The organism is Rhizobium sp. WW22 (genome assembly GCF_047041135.1).
In the GTDB taxonomy this organism is placed as follows: Bacteria; Pseudomonadota; Alphaproteobacteria; order Rhizobiales; family Rhizobiaceae; genus Rhizobium.
The window spans coordinates 1505538-1523634 of record NZ_CP178199.1; the positions used below are offsets into that span (position 1 = coordinate 1505538).

17 protein-coding genes and 1 pseudogene are annotated in these 18097 nt (G+C 60.3%); 13 read left to right on the forward strand and 5 right to left on the reverse strand.

What is annotated here, in order from left to right:
* The first annotated feature begins 151 nt into the window (after window positions 1–151).
* Window positions 152–925 (forward strand): FadR/GntR family transcriptional regulator, encoded by a 774-nt coding sequence (locus tag ACK83U_RS25935; protein ID WP_246712119.1) that lies wholly within the window; start codon window positions 152–154, stop codon window positions 923–925.
* Window positions 926–1035: 110 nt separating this feature from the next.
* Here ACK83U_RS25935 and ACK83U_RS25940 read toward each other — a convergent pair.
* Window positions 1036–1142, reverse strand: a pseudogene (locus ACK83U_RS25940) (IS6 family transposase); the annotation flags it as partial.
* Between the two features lie 296 nt (window positions 1143–1438).
* On the opposite strand from ACK83U_RS25940, the gene ACK83U_RS25945 reads away from it, so the two are divergent.
* From ACK83U_RS25945 to ACK83U_RS25990, 10 genes are all read left to right on the forward strand, one after another.
* Window positions 1439–2881: a M81 family metallopeptidase gene (locus tag ACK83U_RS25945; protein WP_112603390.1), complete on the forward strand. Its 1443-nt coding sequence runs from the start codon at window positions 1439–1441 to the stop codon at window positions 2879–2881.
* Window positions 2882–3072: 191 nt separating this feature from the next.
* The gene (locus ACK83U_RS25950; RefSeq protein WP_112603388.1) at window positions 3073–3810 is read left to right on the forward strand and encodes a FadR/GntR family transcriptional regulator; all 738 of its coding nucleotides are present in this window, start codon (window positions 3073–3075) and stop codon (window positions 3808–3810) included.
* 86 nt (window positions 3811–3896) lie between these two features.
* A complete protein-coding gene (locus ACK83U_RS25955; RefSeq protein ID WP_112603386.1) occupies window positions 3897–5405 on the forward strand; it encodes an ABC transporter substrate-binding protein in 1509 nt (502 codons plus the stop codon).
* Window positions 5406–5475: 70 nt separating this feature from the next.
* On the forward strand, window positions 5476–6423 hold the full coding sequence (locus tag ACK83U_RS25960) for an ABC transporter permease (RefSeq protein WP_112603384.1): 948 nt from the start codon (window positions 5476–5478) through the stop codon (window positions 6421–6423).
* On the forward strand, window positions 6420–7298 hold the full coding sequence (locus tag ACK83U_RS25965; RefSeq protein ID WP_112603382.1) for an ABC transporter permease: 879 nt from the start codon (window positions 6420–6422) through the stop codon (window positions 7296–7298). The genes ACK83U_RS25960 and ACK83U_RS25965 overlap by 4 nt, the downstream gene beginning before the upstream one ends.
* A gap of 22 nt (window positions 7299–7320) precedes the next feature.
* A complete protein-coding gene (locus tag ACK83U_RS25970; RefSeq protein WP_112603380.1) occupies window positions 7321–9108 on the forward strand; it encodes a gamma-glutamyltransferase family protein in 1788 nt (595 codons plus the stop codon).
* A gap of 5 nt (window positions 9109–9113) precedes the next feature.
* Complete coding sequence (locus ACK83U_RS25975; protein WP_112603378.1) at window positions 9114–9872, forward strand: DUF1028 domain-containing protein; 759 nt, start codon at window positions 9114–9116, stop codon at window positions 9870–9872.
* A 50-nt stretch (window positions 9873–9922) separates the two neighbouring features.
* Entirely contained in the window at window positions 9923–11773 is a 1851-nt protein-coding gene (locus tag ACK83U_RS25980) for an ABC transporter ATP-binding protein (protein ID WP_112603376.1), read from the forward strand.
* A 78-nt stretch (window positions 11774–11851) separates the two neighbouring features.
* A complete protein-coding gene (locus ACK83U_RS25985) occupies window positions 11852–12403 on the forward strand; it encodes a glutathione peroxidase (protein ID WP_112603374.1) in 552 nt (183 codons plus the stop codon).
* A gap of 177 nt (window positions 12404–12580) precedes the next feature.
* Window positions 12581–13642 carry a class I SAM-dependent methyltransferase gene (locus ACK83U_RS25990; RefSeq protein ID WP_112410831.1) on the forward strand — a complete coding sequence of 354 codons (1062 nt, stop codon included), beginning with the start codon at window positions 12581–12583 and terminating at the stop codon, window positions 13640–13642.
* A gap of 48 nt (window positions 13643–13690) precedes the next feature.
* Here the strand turns inward: ACK83U_RS25990 and ACK83U_RS25995 are convergent, their stop codons facing one another.
* Together ACK83U_RS25995 and ACK83U_RS26000 are read right to left on the reverse strand one after the other, a co-directional pair.
* Complete coding sequence (locus ACK83U_RS25995) at window positions 13691–14587, reverse strand: fructose bisphosphate aldolase (protein ID WP_112603372.1); 897 nt, start codon at window positions 14585–14587, stop codon at window positions 13691–13693.
* A 468-nt stretch (window positions 14588–15055) separates the two neighbouring features.
* Entirely contained in the window at window positions 15056–15250 is a 195-nt protein-coding gene (locus ACK83U_RS26000; protein ID WP_162707990.1) for a LacI family transcriptional regulator, read from the reverse strand.
* A 255-nt stretch (window positions 15251–15505) separates the two neighbouring features.
* Between ACK83U_RS26000 and ACK83U_RS26005 the strand changes: the two genes are divergently transcribed.
* A complete protein-coding gene (locus ACK83U_RS26005) occupies window positions 15506–15655 on the forward strand; it encodes a hypothetical protein (RefSeq protein WP_183712312.1) in 150 nt (49 codons plus the stop codon).
* A gap of 72 nt (window positions 15656–15727) precedes the next feature.
* Here the strand turns inward: ACK83U_RS26005 and ACK83U_RS26010 are convergent, their stop codons facing one another.
* Together ACK83U_RS26010 and ACK83U_RS26015 are read right to left on the reverse strand one after the other, a co-directional pair.
* Window positions 15728–16519, reverse strand: coding sequence for an HpcH/HpaI aldolase family protein (locus tag ACK83U_RS26010; protein ID WP_112603368.1), 792 nt, complete (start codon window positions 16517–16519; stop codon window positions 15728–15730).
* 338 nt (window positions 16520–16857) lie between these two features.
* Window positions 16858–17256, reverse strand: a complete 399-nt coding sequence (locus ACK83U_RS26015; RefSeq protein ID WP_112410827.1) for a VOC family protein — start codon at window positions 17254–17256, stop codon at window positions 16858–16860.
* Window positions 17257–17357: 101 nt separating this feature from the next.
* Here ACK83U_RS26015 and ACK83U_RS26020 point away from each other — a divergent pair, with 101 nt between their 5' ends.
* Window positions 17358–18068, forward strand: coding sequence for a helix-turn-helix transcriptional regulator (locus ACK83U_RS26020; protein ID WP_112603366.1), 711 nt, complete (start codon window positions 17358–17360; stop codon window positions 18066–18068).
* Window positions 18069–18097 lie beyond the last annotated feature (29 nt).

Sequence of the window (18097 nt, forward strand, 5' to 3'; positions counted from 1 at the left end):
GGGATCGATGCCACAACACTATGGAGCAGCCCCAAGCCGGCCGAGATGCTGGCAAGGAGCCTCCGCATCGACGTAGGCTGACGATTGTTCTCACGAACGGCGCATCAATAAGGAACGAGAGCCCCGCATAATGAAACATGGCCAGGACGCAATGACCTCCAGGGCTACCCCGGAATCGAAACTGATCGTAACGCAGTCGCCCTTCGATGCCTTTGTGCGAAAATACGGTACGATCCCGCGGCGCGGCGTCTTCGGCTATTTCGTCCACGAACTCGGTCGCCGCATCGTCGGCGGAGACTATCCGGTCGGCACGACACTGCCGAATGAGCCAGATCTCGTCGAACAATTCGGTATCAGCCGCACGGTCATCCGCGAAGCGATGAAATGCCTGGCCGGCAAGGGATTGGTCGAGATCAAGACCCGCGTCGGCACGCGCGTCAAGGAACGCTCTAACTGGCATCATCTCGATACGGATGTCATGGTCTGGTATTACGAGACCGGCCCATCGGTCGAAATCATGCGATCGATCAAGGACTTGCGGTTGGCGCTCGAACCGGAGGCGACGGCGCGCGCAGCACTCCGCCGCACCGAAAGCGACATTACGGCCATCAAATCCGCTTACGAAGAGATGGCGTCCACCATCGGCGACGTCAACAGCAATGCCGATGCCGACCTGCGCTTCCATACGGCGATCTTCGCCGCTACGCACAATATGATCTATTCGCAGCTGATTGATCTGATCGCGGTCGGGATCTACGCCAACCGCACGCTTTCGGGCCATGAGGACATAGCCGAAGGACAAAAGCGCGCCCTGCCCCTCCACAAGGCGATCCTCGACGCCATTCTCGCACAGGACACGAACGCCGCAATCAAGGCATCGCGAAACCTGCTGGAAGCCTGGCTCGCGCGCGACTACGGCTTCTGACAGATCACGCCCTGCCCCGGTGCCCTGGCCTCGCGCTAATGGGCCATGGCTTCCGGTGCATCCGCCTTGGGCGCCGACGGCCCGCGACCGGCATCTCGCGTAATCGGGATCTCCGCACGTTTCTTCAGGCCCTTGTGGGACCGATGTTCGACGGCGGGCATGACATCTCGTTTGCAGCGCCGTATGAGCGCAGTTTGTCGGTGATAACACGCTTCGGCATTTCCTCGACCAGCCGCAGGCTCAAAGGGGACCCAAATACAGCCAGACCGCACGGCAATGATCTGCGGTGGAAAGCGGTGGTTCTTGTAGCTGGCGCAAGAGGCGCTAATTCCTGCAACTATCTCGCCAACCGAAAGCTACTTGACGGGAGCTTTGACATTGTAAGAGTTTACGAACGCAACTTCCCGGTCAACAATGTACCCGCAGAAAGATGATGCCGATGTCTGGGCACGGACGCCGCCAGCATTGCCGTTCATAATTTCCTGATTGGTCCCAACCCCTATTGAGGTTCCCATGCGCATCGCCGTCGGAGGCATTCACATCGAATGCAGCACCTACAATCCCGTCCTGAACGAAGAGAAGGATTTTCGCGTTTTACGCGGCCCAGAGCTGACTGCCTCGCCCTACTTCGCTTTCCTTAGGGATTATGACGGCGAATTCCTGCCGACCATTCATGCCAGAGCGATCGCCGGCGGTCCGGTCGCCCGTCATACATACGAAGCCTTCAAGACAGAGTTTCTGGAAGGATTGAAATCATTACTGCCGCTCGATGGGCTTTATCTCGCCATGCATGGCGCGATGTATGTCGAAGGCATGGAAGACGCCGAAGGCGACTGGATCAGTGCGGCTCGCGCCATCGTCGGCGACGATTGCATGGTCTCGGCAAGCTACGACCTGCACGGCAATGTCACCCAGCGCATCATCGATGCGCTCGATATGTACTCCACCTATCGCACCGCGCCGCATATTGATGTCGGGGAAACCATGCGCCGCGCCGTCAAGATGCTGACGGAAAGCCTGAAGACCGGTGTAAAACCCATCCTGCTCTGGGCGCCGATCCCCGTGGTACTGCCGGGCGAACGCACCAGCACCGTCGATGAACCGGCCAAGAGCCTTTACGATATGCTGCCCGGAATCGATGCCATCGACGGCGTCTGGGATGCATCGCTCATGGTCGGTTACGTCTGGGCGGACGAACCGCGCGCAACGGCCGCCGCCATCATGACCGGCACGGATCGCGCCGTGCTCGAACGCGAAGCGAAACGACTGGCGCAGGCCTATTGGGATGTGCGAAAGGATTTCGTTTTCGGCTCGGAGACCGGCTCGCTCGAAGAATGTGTCGCCAAGGCAATCGCCAGCACGACTGCGCCCGTGGTTCTGGCGGAATCCGGCGATAATCCAACGGGTGGCGGCGTCGGTGATCGCGCCGACGTGCTGGCGGAACTGATTGCCAAGGGAGCACAAGGCGTCATCTTTGCCGGCATCGCTGACAGGGCCGCGACGGAAGCCTGCTATGCCGCAGGCCTCGGCGCCACTCTCAGTCTTTCCGTCGGCGCATCGCTCGACACCAAGGGCAGTAAGCCGGTGACGGGCAGCTTCATCGTCAAGTATCTGCTGGAGACTAAAGAAGCGACCGACAGGCAGGCCGTGGTTTCCATCGACGGCATCGACCTTGTGTTGTCGGCCACGCGCCGCCCCTATCATAATATCGCCGATTTCACCCGCCTCGGCCTCGCTCCGCACAAAGCGAAGATCATTGTCGTCAAATCCGGCTACCTTTCGCCTGAGCTGGCGCCGATCGCCAACCCGAACCTGATGGCTCTGTCCCCCGGTGTCGTCGATCAGTTCGTCGAACGCCTGCCGCGGCTGCGCAAGACGAAGCTAACCTATCCCTTCGACAAGGATTTCGACTTTACGCCTGAGACAGCGATTTCCGCGCGCGCCATAGGCCGCTGAAGCTCTGGTCCCAGAACCGCAAGAGTGGACATCGTTGATCCGTCGCCTCAAGAAAGCGACTCTTTTTGCGAGTTGCCCTTCCGCATCACGCACAAAGATTGTGCATTGCCGAAATTGCACAAAAAAGCGCTTGACGAGGCGAACGAGTTCAACTTCTATCGAACCAATTTCAAATTGGTTCACCTCTCAATATGGCAATCGACAGCCTTCCGGAAAATTCGGTCCATGCCCTGGAAAGGCTCCGTGGGCTTTTGAATTCGGCAGATCTCCCGGCTGACGGAAAGCTGCCGACGGAGCGGGCTCTTTCGGAAAACCTCGGCGTCAGCCGGCGTGCGATCCGGCGAGCACTCGAAGTGCTGGAAGCGGAAGGCCGCGTCTGGCGCCGGCAGGGCTCGGGAACCTATGTCGGGCAGCGCCCGGCCGATTGGAGCCAGCATGTCAGCACGCTGGTGGCCGGCACGGATCTCATGGAGGTCATGGAAGTTCGGCTGCGCATCGAGCCGCAATTGGCTCAGCTCGCCGCCATGCGCGCCAAACCCGACGACATCGACCGCATGTACGAACTAGCGAAGAAGATCACCGCCAGCGACGATGCCGACAGCCGAGAGCTTTGGGATGGCGCATTGCACCGGCTGATTGCACAAAGCGCCGGCAACCAGTTCTTCCTCACCATTTTCGACGTCATCAATCATGTCCGTCAGGATGAAGCCTGGCAAACCATTCGCGAATTGGCCCGCAGCATCAACAAGACCCGCCCTGTCTCCTATGCACAGCATAGGACGATCATCGATGCGATTGCTGCACGCAATCCGATGAAGGCGGCCGAAGCCATGCGCGAACATTTGCTGATGCTGCAGGAAAGCCTGATCCGCATCACCTCGCTGGATGCACGCCTAGCCGAGGAACCGCTGACTGAGGAGGTGGACTGACCAAAAGTCCCGCCACGCTCAACCACGACCGGAGAGGAAACCGGTCGGGATCTGCACATAACGAAAACGATAAACAGGAGAACAGAATGAAGATCGCCAAATTCATGGTATCGCTTGCCGCCGGCGCCCTGATCGCGCTGCCGTCCCTAGCCGTCGAACTCAAGATCGGCCTGCAGGACGATGCCGACGCGCTGGACCCTGCGCAATCGCGCACCTTCGTCGGCCGCATCGTCTATACCGCACTTTGCGACAAGCTCGTCGACGTAACACCGGACCTGCAGTTCGTGCCGCAGCTTGCCACATCCTGGAAATGGTCCGCCGACGGCAAGCAGCTCGTCATGGAGCTGCGCCAGGGCGTGAAATTCCAGGACGGGACGCCGTTCAATGCGCAAGCCGTTGTCGACAACATCCAGCGCTATCAGACATTGCCGGAGTCGCGCCGCAAGAGCGAGCTTTCCTCCGTGGCCAAGGTCGACGCGACCGGCGAATACGAAGCCACCTTCACCCTGAAGGCGCCTGACGTCACGCTGCTCGCCCAGCTTTCCGACCGCTCCGGCATGATGGTCTCGCCGACCGCGGCAAAGGCTGCCGGCGCGAAGTTCGGCGATCATCCCGTTTGCTCCGGTCCGTTCAAATTCGTCGAGCGCGTGCAGCAGGACCGCATCGTGCTCGAAAAATTCCAGGATTACTGGAACAAGGATAAGATCTTCATCGACAAGGTGACCTACCTGCCGATCCCCGACACGACGGTGCGCCTCGCTAACCTGCGCTCCGGCGATCTCGATATGATCGAGCGCGTGGCGGCATCCGATGTCGGTACGGTCAAAGGCGACCCCAATCTCGTCTATGCCGATGCGATCGGCACCGGCTGGCTTGGCGTCTACGCCAATGTCGGCAATGGTGCGCGCGCCGACAATCCGATGGGCAAAGACAAGCGCCTGCGCCAGGCTTTCTCGCTGGCGATCGACCGCGAAGCCGCCATGCAGATCGTTTTCGACGGCACCGGACTTGCCGGCAATCAGCCGTTTGCACCTAACAGCCCGTGGTACGATAAGGATATTCCGGTGCCTGCCCGCGACGTCGACAAGGCCAAAGCGCTGGTAAAAGAAGCCGGCTTCGACCGCATCCCGGTCGAGCTCGCCGTCGCCAACAATCCCGTCTCGATGCAGATGATGCAAATCGTCCAGTCGATGGTTGCCGAAGCAGGCTTCGACGTAACGCTGAAGACGACGGAGTTCGCGACCCTGCTCGACGCGCAGTCGAGCGGCAACTACCAGCTGAGCCGCTCCGACTGGTCCGGCCGCTCCGATCCGGACGGCAACATCCAGCAGTTCGTGACGACCGGTGCCGGCCTCAACGATTCCAAATACAGCAATCCGGAAGTCGACAAGCTGCTGCTGGAGGCACGCCAGTCGCAGGACAATGCCGTGCGCAAGCAGAAGTACGATGCGGCCGAGGCGATCCTCAGCCAGGATCTGCCGATCATCTTCCTCGGACATCAGGCCTGGATCTGGGCCTACAACAAGAAGGTATCCGGCTTCGTGCCCTCCCCGGACGGCATGATCCGTCTCGTGGGCGTCAAGAAGGGCAGTTGAGCAACCAAAGCCATGCGGGCTCCTTCCCGCATGGCGCTTTCTCATTCGACATCGCGGCAAGGATCTGCCCATGTATAGCTATATCGGAAAGAGGCTGCTGGTCGCCATACCGACGCTGCTGATCATTTCGATCTTCGTCTTCTCGCTGCAGAAGCTGCTGCCGGGTGATCCGGTGCTTGCCATGGCCGGCGAGGAGCGCGATCCGCAGGTCCTGGAGCTACTTCGCGAGAAATACCGGCTGAACGACCCGGTCATCTATCAATATGGCTACTGGCTGCAAGGCGTCGCGAAGGGCGATCTCGGCGTTTCGCTGCGCACCAATCAGCCGGTGCTGACACTCGTTGCCGAAAAGCTGCCAGTCACCGTTCAGCTCGCTGTGATGTCGATGATCTTTGCCTTCGCCATCGGCATCCCCATGGGCATTTTGGCGGCGGTGAAGAAGAATACCTTCATCGATTTTCTCGCCAATATCGTCGCCTTGTGCGGCCTGTCGGTGCCAAATTTCTGGCTTGGTATCATGCTGATCCTGCTGGTTTCGGTGAAGCTGCATTGGCTGCCGGCCTCGGGATACCAGCCGTTCTTCGAGGACCCCTGGCGTTCGATCCAGACGATGCTGATGCCGTCCTTCGTGCTCGGCAATGCACTGGCAGCCACCTTGATGCGCCACACGCGGTCTTCGATGCTCAGCGTGCTCAGTGCCGACTATATCCGCACAGCCCGCGCCAAGGGCTTGCCGGAGGCGGCCGTCGTGCTGCAGCACAGCTTCCGCAACGCCATCCTGCCTGTCGTCACCGTCAGCGCCCTGCTGTTCGGAGAACTGCTGGCCGGGGCAGTGCTGACCGAACAGATCTTCACCATCCCCGGCTTCGGCAAACTGATCGTCGACGCCGTCTTCAACCGGGATTACGCCGTCGTCCAGGGCGTGGTGCTCTGCACCGCCGTCGGCTTCATCGCCATGAACCTCATTGCCGATATTCTCTATGTCGTCCTCAATCCACGCATGAGGGCGGCCCTATGAGCACAATCGTTCAGGTGACCGCCGCAAGCGCCTCGGTCAAGCGAGCTCCCAACCGGGCCTGGCGCAAGCTGCGAGCCAACAAGGGGGCACTGGTCGGGCTTGCGATCATCCTGTTCTTTACCGTGCTCGCTGCACTTGCACCATTGCTGCCGATCCCGGACCCGGTCGCTACCAGCTGGTCAGCAATCCGCAAGGCGCCATCGGCCGCGCACTGGCTCGGCACCGACGATCTCGGCCGGGACATTCTCTCCCGCATGATCTGGGGCGCGCGAGCGTCCTTGATGGCCGGCGTCTTCTCGGTTGCCATCGCCGTTGCGATCGGCGTGCCTTTGGGCCTGATCTCGGGCTACTATGGCGGCTGGATCGATCAAATCATCTCGCGCGTCACCGAAGCCTTCCTGGCGATGCCTTTCCTCATCACCGCCATTGCGCTTGCCGCCTTCCTCGGCCCGAGCCTCACCAATGCGATGATCGCGATCGGGCTTTCGGCAACGCCCGTTTTCGTACGGTTGACACGCGGCCAGGTGCTGGCGGTCAAGACGGAGGATTATGTCGAGGGCGCCCGCTCGATCGGTCTGCGCCATACCAGCATCATCACCCGTTACATCCTGCCGAACGTCTTTGCTCCGATCCTCGTGCAGGCAACGCTCACCATCGCGACGGCGATCATCGCCGAGGCCAGCCTCTCCTTCCTCGGCCTCGGCCAGCAGCCCCCTGCCCCGAGCTGGGGTTCGATGCTCAATGTCGCCAAGAATTATCTCGAACAGGCGCCCTGGATGGCCATGTGGCCGGGTGCCGCCATTTTTCTCGTCGTGATCGGCTTCAATCTCCTCGGCGACGGCCTGCGCGATGCGCTCGACCCGCGCGAAGCATGAATAAACTCAAAAGGATGCCCCAATGACCGCATTCACCACCCGCCCCGAAATCCTCGGCACCTTCGGCGTCGTCACGTCTACGCACTGGATCGCCTCCGCCGTCGGCATGAGTATTCTCGAAAAGGGCGGCAATGCCTTCGACGCCGCGGTTGCCACCGGCTTCGTGCTGCAGATCGTCGAGCCGCATCTCTGCGGGCCGGGCGGCGACATGCCGGCCATCCTCTATTCGAAGAAGAACAATAAGGTCGAGGTCATCTGTGCCCAGGCGCCAGCGCCAGCCGGCGCAACGATCGAACATTACACGCGCGAGGGGCTGAAGCTCATTCCTGGCGATGGCCTGCTCGCGACCGTCATTCCCGGCGCCTTCGACGGCTGGATGCTGATGCTGCGTGACTACGGCCGGCTGACGGTCCGCGACGTGCTGGAGCCGGCGATCCATTATGCCGAAAAGGGTCACCCCGTCCTGCCACGCGTTTCCGCGACCATTGCAGGACTTGCCGATTTCTATCGCAAGGAATGGCCGACCTCCTATGACACCTGGCTTCCCGGCGGTGCCGCTCCCGAACCCTGGTCCAACTTCAAGAACCCGGTTCTTGCCGAAACCTGGAAGCGTGTCGTTGCCGAGACGGAAAGCAAGAGCGATCGCGAAGCGCAGATCGAAGCCGCACGCGATGCCTATTACCGCGGCTTCGTCGCAGAGGCGATCGACACCTATGTCAGCAAAACGGAGGTTATGGATGCGAGCGGCGAACGCCACAAGGGCGTCTTGACCGCCGACGATATGGCGAACTGGCGGGCGACGATCGAGGCGCCGCTGACCTACGATTATCACGGCTGGACGGTCGCCAAGATCGGCCCCTGGGGTCAAGGCCCCGTCTTCCTGCAGACGCTGGCGCTGCTCAAGGGTTTCGATCTGGCCGGAATGGACCCGGCAGGCGCCGACTTCGTCCATACGGTCACGGAAGCGATGAAACTCGCCTTTGCCGATCGCGAGGTCTATTACGGCGACCCCAATTTCACGAATGTACCGCTCGAGACCCTGCTTTCGGACGCCTATGCCGATGAGCGCCGCCGACTGATTTCGGCGGATGCCTCGCTCGCCTTGCGCCCCGGCAAGCTTGCCGGCTTTGAAGGCCAATACGATCTCACCATGCAGATGCTCGATGCGCCGGAAGCCAAGGGCGGTGCGGTCTATGAGCCGACAATGTCGCATCTCACCGAAAAGCGCGGCGATACCGTGCATATCGATGTCATCGACCGCGAAGGCAATATGGTGTCGGTGACGCCATCCGGCGGGTGGCTACAATCCTCGCCGATCATTCCCGGTCTCGGCTTCTGCCTCAATTCCCGCGCCCAGATGTTCTGGCTGCAACCCGGCCTGCCCTCTTCACTTGCGCCGGGCAAGCGGCCGCGCACGACGTTGACCCCGACGATGGCGCTGCATGAAGGACGCCCGACGCTCGCCTTCGGCACACCCGGCGGCGATCAGCAGGAACAGTGGCAGCTCTCCTTCTTCCTGCGCTATGTCCATCACGGGCTGAACCTACAGGAAGCGATCGACAAGCCGCTATTCCACAGCACGCATTTCCCCAGTTCCTTCTATCCGCGCACGCGCGAACCCGGCGGCCTGACGGCAGAGGCGAATTTCAGTGCCGACGTACTGGATACGCTCCGCAAGAAAGGCCATCAGCTGACCGTCGCGCCGGAGTGGACCGTGGGCCGCCTCACCGCAGCTCGGCGTGACGCCGACGGCCTCTTGCGCGCTGCGGCAACACCGCGTTTGATGCAAGCCTACGCGATTGGGAGATAGAACGGATGACCTGGTCCATTGTCGCCCGCGAGCCGGAAACCGGAAACTTTGCCATCGCCGTCGCCACGCGCTTCTTTGCCGTCGGCAGCATCGTGCCGCATATTCGCGGCGGCATCGGCGCGGTTGCGACGCAGGCCTTTGCCAGCCCGCTCTACGGCATCGACGGACTTGCGATGCTGGCATCCGGTCATGCGCCGAGCGAGATCCTAGAAACGCTGAGCGCTCGCGACGAAGGCCGCGAGCAGCGGCAGTTTCACCTGATCGACAGCAAGGGCAACAATGCCGCCTTTACCGGCGCCAAATGCATCGATTGGGCGGGACATCTGGTCGATGACAATGTCTCGGTCGCCGGCAACATGCTGGCCGGGCCGCAGGTGATTTCTGAAACGCTTGCGACCTTCAAGAACACTGTCGGCAAGCCGCTCGCCGAGCGACTGCTCGAAGCCATGCGGGCGGGCGAAGATGCAGGCGGCGATAAGCGTGGCAAGCAATCGGCAGCACTCGTCATCCACCGCGACCAGGATTACGCCTGGCTGAACATCCGTGTCGACGACAGTGCCGATCCGCTTGCCGAACTGGAGCGGCTCTATGCCGTCGCTCAAGAGCGTTATCTTCATGTCGCCGAGACCATGCCGACGCGCCAGAATCCCAGCGGCGTGATCGACCGACGCGAGATCGACGAGAGGATTGCCGCGCTTGAGGCCAAAAGGGTGGCCGAAGGCCGACCCTCGGCTTCCCGTGCAACGATGGCAGCTCCGTCGTGAGCAACCTCAATTGAAGCCTGACCAATGGTAAAATCATAAAAGGGAACTCCATGCCGACCATTGCAGCTCGAACGACCAACCCAGGCACCCAGCCTGTTCTCTCCGTCTCCAGTCTCTCCACCTCATTTCTCGTCGATGGCGAGTGGCGCCTGGTCGTGAAGGGCATTTCCTTCGACGTCATGCCAGGTGAAACGGTCGCGATCGTCGGCGAAAGCGGTTCCGGCAAGAGCGTGACCTCGCTCTCGATCATGCGGCTGCTCGCCAGAGCCAGCAGCCGCATCGAGGGTGAAGTCAGGCTCAACGGCCACGATCTTCTGACTTTGCCGGAGGCCGAGATGCGCAAGGTGCGCGGCAAGGATGTCGCGATGATCTTTCAGGAGCCGATGACTTCTCTCAATCCGATCTTCACCATCGGCCGGCAGATTTCCGAGGCGCTGACCTGCCATGGCAATATTTCCAAGGCTGAAGCGAAGGCGGAAACGATCCGCCTTCTGGAAAAGGTGCGCATCCCCAACGCGTCCTCGCGCTTCGATGAATATCCGCACCAGTTTTCCGGTGGTATGCGCCAGCGCGTGATGATCGCCATGGCGCTTGCCAGCCGCCCGAAACTGCTGATCGCCGATGAGCCGACGACCGCGCTCGACGTCACCATCCAGGGCCAGATCCTCGATCTCATCAAGGTGCTGCAGGAAGAGGAAGGCATGTCCGTCCTCTTCATTACCCACGACATGGGCGTCGTGGCCGAGATTTCCGACCGCACCATCGTCATGTATCGTGGCGAGGCAGTCGAGACCGGCAAGACCGACGATATCTTCCATCGCGGCCAGCATCCCTATACTCGAGCCCTGCTGTCAGCCGTGCCGCGTTTGGGTTCGATGAAGGACCAGCCGCAGCCGCTGCGCTTCCCGATCGTTGACGCAAGCACTGGCGAGCGCAGCGAGCCAAAGGCGCTCACAGACACCGTCGATCACCGCAAGACGCCGGTTCTCGAGGTTAAGAACCTCGTCACCCGCTTCGATCTTCGCGGTGGCCTGCTTGCCCGTCCGACAGGCGCTATCCACGCCGTCGAAAATGTTTCCTTCGATCTCGCTCAGGGGGAAACCCTGTCGCTGGTCGGAGAATCCGGCTGCGGCAAGTCGACGACGGGGCGCTCCATCATGCGCCTCATCACGCCGAAGTCCGGCGAAGTTCGGCTCGACGGCTATGATGTGATGAAGCTGGACGCGCTCGAACTGCGCCGGATGCGCCGCAGCATCCAGATGATCTTCCAGGACCCTTTCGCAAGTCTCAATCCGCGCATGACGATCGGTGCCGCGGTCGCGGAACCCATTATCGAGCATCGCCTTGGTTCGCGCGCCGAAGCCCGGGAGAAGGCCGCCGATCTTCTGGAACGTGTCGGGCTGAAAGCCGACATGATGAGCCGCTATCCGCATGAATTCTCAGGCGGCCAGCGCCAGCGCATCTGCATCGCCCGCGCGCTCGCCCTTGATCCGAAAGTGATCGTCGCGGACGAAAGCGTGTCGGCGCTGGACGTATCGATCAAGGCGCAGGTCTGCAATCTGCTGATGGATCTGCAGCAGAGCCTCAACCTGTCCTATCTCTTCATCTCGCACGACATGGCCGTGGTCGAGCGCGTCAGCCATCGCGTCGCCGTCATGTATCTCGGCGAGATCGTCGAAATCGGACCGCGCGCGTCGGTGTTCGAAAATCCGCAGCATCCCTACACGAGGAAGCTGATGGCGGCCGTCCCGGTGCCGGATCCGTCCCGACGCGGCATCCGGCGCAACCTCGCAGTCGACGAGTTGAAGAGCCCGGTGCGCCCCGTCGGATATCAGCCGCCAGCCCGCGCGTATCGCGAAGTCTCGCAAGGCCATCTGGTTCGAATGGAAGAGGCCGCCTGAGGCGCATTCTGACCTTGACGCCGCCGAATTCCGGGCAAATATCGCCATCCTGTTTCCATCTCATCTGGAGTGAATGATATGACCGATAACGTGCTCGATATTTCGGTAAAGAAGATCGACGGCAGCGATACGACGCTTGCCGACTATCGCGGCAAGGTCATCATGGTCGTCAATGTCGCGTCCAAATGCGGACTGACGGTGCAGTATGAAGGGCTGGAAAAGCTCTATGAGGAAAAGCGGGACGAAGGTCTTGTCATCGCCGGCTTTCCGGCCAACGATTTCAAGGGCCAGGAACCGGGCAGTGATAAAGAGATTCTGGAGTTCTGCACGCTGACCTATGATGTGCAGTTTCCCATGTTTTCCAAGATCGCCGTCACGGGTGAAAACCGCCATCCGCTTTATGACAGCCTGATCGCCTCCGGCGTCGAGACGGTGGGAGACGGGCCGATGCGCGAACGGCTCGCCAAACATGGCCTCGAGACCGGGCAGAACGGTGGCATCGTCTGGAATTTCGAAAAGTTCCTGATCGGTCGCGACGGCGACGTTGTTGCCCGCTTTGCACCTGATGTAACTGCGGACGATCCGCGCCTGCTCTCCGTTCTGGAAAAAGAACTGGCTCGCGCTGGCTGAAGTCCGCGGCAAATCGGATAAAAGCCGAATTAATTCAGAATAATAAGGTCTATTTTTGCAAGCAGGGCGAGTATTACTTCGCCCTGCTATGTCGTTGCTTACGACTACGCTCAGGAGTATTTTCAAGTCTTCGAATATATCCGAAGAAACGCCACATCAATCTGGGAGGAAGATGTCATGCGTGAACCTGATATGCAGAAACTTGATGCCCTGGTCGGTCGGCTGGTCGGCGATCTCGGTGCAGCGGTCTCCGGTGTGCTGGTCACGCTTGGAGACCATCTAGGCCTCTTCAGGGCCATGGCGGATGGAACGCCGATGACGTCGGCCGAACTGGCCGACAAGATTGGCGTGAAAGAGCGTTATGTGCGCGAGTGGCTGTCGGCTCAAGCTGCCGCCGACTATGTCAGCTATGACGACGAGACCGAGCGCTTCTATCTGACGCCGGAACAGGCCATGGTGTTTGCGGAGGAAAACAGCCCCGCCTTCTTCACCGGCGCCTTCGATGTCGTCCAATCCATGTGGCTCGACGAGCCGAAGATCGCCAATGCCTTCAAAACCGGCAGCGGTTTCGGCTGGCATGAGCACAGCGCCTGCCTGTTCCGCGGCACGGAGCGGTTTTTCCGTCCAGGTTACAACAGCCATCTCATTACGGAATGGATACCGGCGCTGAACGGCATGCATGAAAAGCTTCAAGCCGGCGCGGCTGTCGCCGATGTCGGCTGCGGCCACGGTGCCTCGACCATCCTGATGGCGCAGGCCTATCCGAACTCGACCTTCTTCGGCTTCGACTACCACCTGCCATCGATCGAGCGGGCGCGCGCTGCCGCCAAGCAGGCGGGCGTCGATACCCGCATCACGTTCGAGCAGGCAAGCGCCAAGGATTTCCCAGCTGTCGGTTACGATCTTGTCGCCATGTTCGATTGCCTGCACGACATGGGCGATCCGGTCGGCGCCGGTAAACACGTCAAGGAAAGCCTTGCCGACGACGGCACCTGGATGATCGTCGAACCCTTTGCGCATGACTGCCTGAAGGACAATCTCAATCCCGTCGGTAGGGTCTTCTACGGCGCTTCGACGATGATCTGCACACCGGCTTCGCTGTCGCAGGAAGTAGGGCTGGGCCTCGGCGCCCAAGCCGGCGAGCTGAAGCTGCGCAAGGTGGCCATGGATGCGGGCTATTCGCATTTCCGCAAGGCAACTGAAACGCCGTTCAACATGGTCTTCGAAGTCAGGGCATGACCGGCTAGAGGAGGCCGGGCCGCGTTAGGCCCGGCGCCTTTCGGGTGATTAGGCCTTCACGACGCTCGCCTGATAGATCTCGTCGATGGTTTTTGCGAGGCTGGCGTCGAATTCAGCATCGCTCATCGTCACGCGCAGATCCTCGGTCAAAGCTCGGGAGAAGCTGGCGATCATTCCATGATTGTGGCTGAGCTTTTCGCAGGCATCCGCACGGCTGTAGCCGCCCGAAAGCGCCACGACGCGCGCCACCGCCTTGTGATCGACGAGAGGCTTGTAGAAATCCGGAACAGTCGGGATCGTCAGCTTGAGCATGACCTTCTGGCCGGCCGGCACTGCATCGAGCCTCTGAGCGATCTCGTCCCGCAGAATAGCCTCGGCCTCCTGCTTGGTCGGGCTCTTGATGGAGACTTCCGGTTCGATGATCGGCACGAGACCATGGCCGAGGATCTGATGTCCTATCTCAAACTGTTGCTTGACCACCGCGGCAATGCCGGTCTTGTCGGCGTTGGCAATGACCGAACGCATCTTGGTCCCGAAGATCCCCTTCTTCGCCGCACGGGCAAGCAGAACGTCGAGATCCGGCATCGGCTTCATCACCTGTGCACCGTTCTCCTCGGCCGCCAGACCCTTATCGACCTTGAGGAAAGGGACGACACCGCGATCGGCCCAGAGATAGGTAGGAACCGGCTTGCCCTTCGCCTCACCATCCATGGTCTTCTCGAAAAGAATGGCGCCAATCACCTTATCTCCGGAAAATGAGGGAGCCGTCATGATGCGCACGCGCATTTCATGCATCAGGCGGAACATTTCCTCATCGCCATTATAGTCGGAATCGGCGATCCCATAGAGACGCAGAGCGCCCGGGGTCGAGCCTCCGCTTTGATCGAGGGCAGCGATGAAGCCACCCTTGCCCGACATCCGCGACATCATCTTTTCGTCAGCCATACTATTCTCCCTATTGCGTAACGCCGCGCGGCGCATACGGACTTTCTGGGCCGGACAAGCCTTAGGCATTTCCGACCGGTTGCAAATATCGACCTTGGCGAACGATTTCACCCCTGGTCCGGCCATGCAATCGACCGATATCTGAGAAACCTAACGGAATTCCGATTGTTATCCAGTCGAAATGCACAGCATTTTCGAGAAATCAATGACCTCTAACTGCGGAGTTTTGGGTGTGACAGCTCACCAAAACGGTTCTTTCCGCGCCAACTCGCCGAATAAACCGATTAAGGCGGTTATTACTGGAAGATCGCGCGCCGGGAACCGGTCGAGCAATATTTTAACTTCAGCTTTTCACCATCCGTGTGATTGAGCCGTTTTGAGCTGGTTGGCTTTTGGTTGGGGTTTTGCAGCCGTTTTCTGGCGCGAATAATGGGGAAAGATCGAACTGCACGGCATTCGCGATTCCGCTCACTCTCCTTGCGCCTTCATGTAGCGCGAGGCGCCGTCGATCAGCGAGGCGACGACGATATTCATCTCGCCCTCGCCTCCGAAGGATAACACGATGCCAATGGCGTAGGTCTTGCCGGTGCGAAGGTTGATGCCGCCAAGATCGGGGCGATAACCGAGCTCGCCAGTGACGCGCTGACCTACTTCGCGACGCAAGCCGCGTCCTACCGCCAATCCCTGCACCTTCGACAAATCATTCCGCTCCGCCATGTCGACGCTAGAATGCCCGCAGGCGGGTAACGATGAAGCGCGGGCTACGATCAAAGTCGACGAGGGGTGCGTGTTTGGGCTGTCGATCCGATGTGGTCGTATGACATCAGGACACAACCTTAAGCATGGATATTCAGCCGGCATTCAGAAAGGCAATCTTAAGATGCATATCGTCAGCCATTCTATTATTAGGGGAAACTCATGGACAAATATACCAAAACTGTTTTGACAATCATCGCCGTCGCGCTCGCGGCACTCGCCATCCAAAACACGATTACGCCGGCGCAAGCCGTCGGTGGCGGCTGCGGCTGGAATATGTATAATCCCTGCTTTGTGAAGCTCGTAAACTGACGGAGTTCAACACACGGCACATCGGTATGCCCGGAACTTCTTCCGGACATACCCCAATCTCAAACGAACTGATTATGATTCAGCGATCTTGCGCGCAGCCTGGATGGCTGTGCGGGCACCGTTGCGCAGTTGAGCCGTTTCCGTGCCGGCGATGACCAGATCCAGGCCGAGCTTCAGATATTCTCCGGCACGGGCACCATCGCCGCCAAAGGCACAAATCACCTTGCCATGGGCGCGGCACCGCGCGAGTGCGGTTGCAAGCGCCTGATCGATCGCGGCGCTATCGGGCGCAAGGCGTGCGCCGTTTGAAAGCGCGATCGAAAGATCGGACGGCCCGACAAAGATGCCGTCGATGCCGTCAACAGCCAGGATCTCGTCGATGGCGTCGAGCGCCATGCGAGTTTCGACCATGGCAATGGTGACGGTCAGGCTGTTGGCGCTCTGCAGATAATCCTCAGCCGGCAGGCCGAAATGATTGAGGGCCAGCGACGGCCCCCAGCTGCGCTCGCCGAGCGGCGGATACTTCGTCGCCTGCACCAAGGCGCGCGCATCATCGGCGGAATTGATCATCGGTGCGATGATGGCAGAGGCACCGGCATCGAGAAGCCGCGAGGCGGAGGCGAAATCGCCGACGGGAATACGGGCAATCGCCGGCTTGCCCGCCAAGCGCACATGGGCGATGCCGTTGGCGGCGGACTCCATGTTCCACATGCCATGCTGCATATCGAGCACGATGGTATCGAAGTCTTCCTGCGCCAGATGATTGACGAGCATCGGATCGGGTATGCCGACCCAGCCGGAGATCATGCCGCCATTCTCGCGGCGTTTCAGGCGTCCGGCAAAACCGTTCATGTCAATCGTCATCGTTTTTCCTCACCTATCAACAGCAGGGCTCTGTCTTTTTTGCCAGCATCGACCGCCAAATCACGGCGAGCCGTTGCAAGCGACAATACTCAATTCCCATTGCCGAGCCACTCGAAAGTGCGTAGGCGACGGACACAAATCGACAAACCACGGCTCCGACCGTGGTCGGCCGCCGTGCAGGAAGATGATTTCAAATCTGCCAGACGACCATGACAAATTTGCAGCTATCTGGATCGGTTAGCCGTGCCCACAAGGCGACCAAGGCGTGACTTAAGACGAGCGATGCCGCCAGGCGGAAGGCATCGCCCGATCATAGGATCTCGGCGGCTCGTTACCGCTCAACGCCCGGCAAAGCGCTGCTTCGCAAAATCCGTGACAGGCGTGTAAAGGCTGATGAGCGTTCCCTCGGGATCGCGGATTTGCCCTGCCCGGTTTCCCCACGGCATCAGCTTCGGTTCGTGCACGACCTCCACCTTGTCCTTCAACCTTGCGAATTCGGCATCGACATCGTCGACCTGGAATTCGATAACAAGCGATCGGTTGACGCCGGGTTCGGCACTGCCCTCGCGAAACAGGGCGACAGTCTCGGCACTTCCAATCGCAAGTGTTGCCGCGGGGGTGACGATCTCGGCAAAGACCGGCGCTAGCCACTCCGCAGCCTGACCGGTGACCATCTCATAAAACCCGACCATCTTCTTGATGTCGGCAACGATCAGACGTGTCGATGCCAGTTTCATTGCGTACTCCTTCAAAATGGCGCCAACTCTGTTGTTGGCGGCTCGAAGGCTCTTGTTGCATAAGGCTGTTGCCACCATAATGGCAGCAGGAGTCAGCAGGCATGCGTCGCGCCGATCGTTTGTTTCAGATCATACAGATATTGCGCCGGTCGAGCCGGCCGGTCACCGCCGCCGCGCTGGCGGATGAGCTCGAAGTCTCCAAGCGCACGGTCTATCGCGACGTCGCCGATCTGATGGGACAGCGGGTTCCGATCGAGGGCGAGGCAGGCCTCGGATATCTCCTGTCGCCCGACTACGAAATGCCGCCGCTGATGCTGACGCCCGAGGAGATCGAGGCCGTCGTCCTCGGGGCGCAATGGGTTGCGGGTCGTGCCGAGAAGGCCCTTGCCAATGCCGCACGCGACGTGGTTGCCAAGATCACCGCGATCGTGCCCGGGCACCTGCGTCCCTTCATCCTTGAGCCGAGCGTCGGCGCCAAACCGCTTCTTCAGGGAGGCCAAGAGGAAAACATCGATCTACCGTTGTTGCGGACGACAATCCGCGAAGGACGAAAACTTCGGTTGCGCTATCGGTCCGATGCGGGTGCGGAAAGCACAAGGATCGTCTGGCCCGTTATCCTCGGCTATTCCGACACGAGCCGCATTCTGGTGGCATGGTGCGAGCTGCGCCAGGGCTTCCGGCATTTCCGCACGGAACGGATTCTCGCGGCCGACATGCTCGACGAAAACTATGGCCTGAGGCCAGGCGAATTGCGGCGTCGCTGGGCCGCCTGGCGAGAGGCCGAACTCCAGCAATTAGGGCGGGCGCGATAGGCATCGGGTGCTGGCGTCATTTGTGCCGG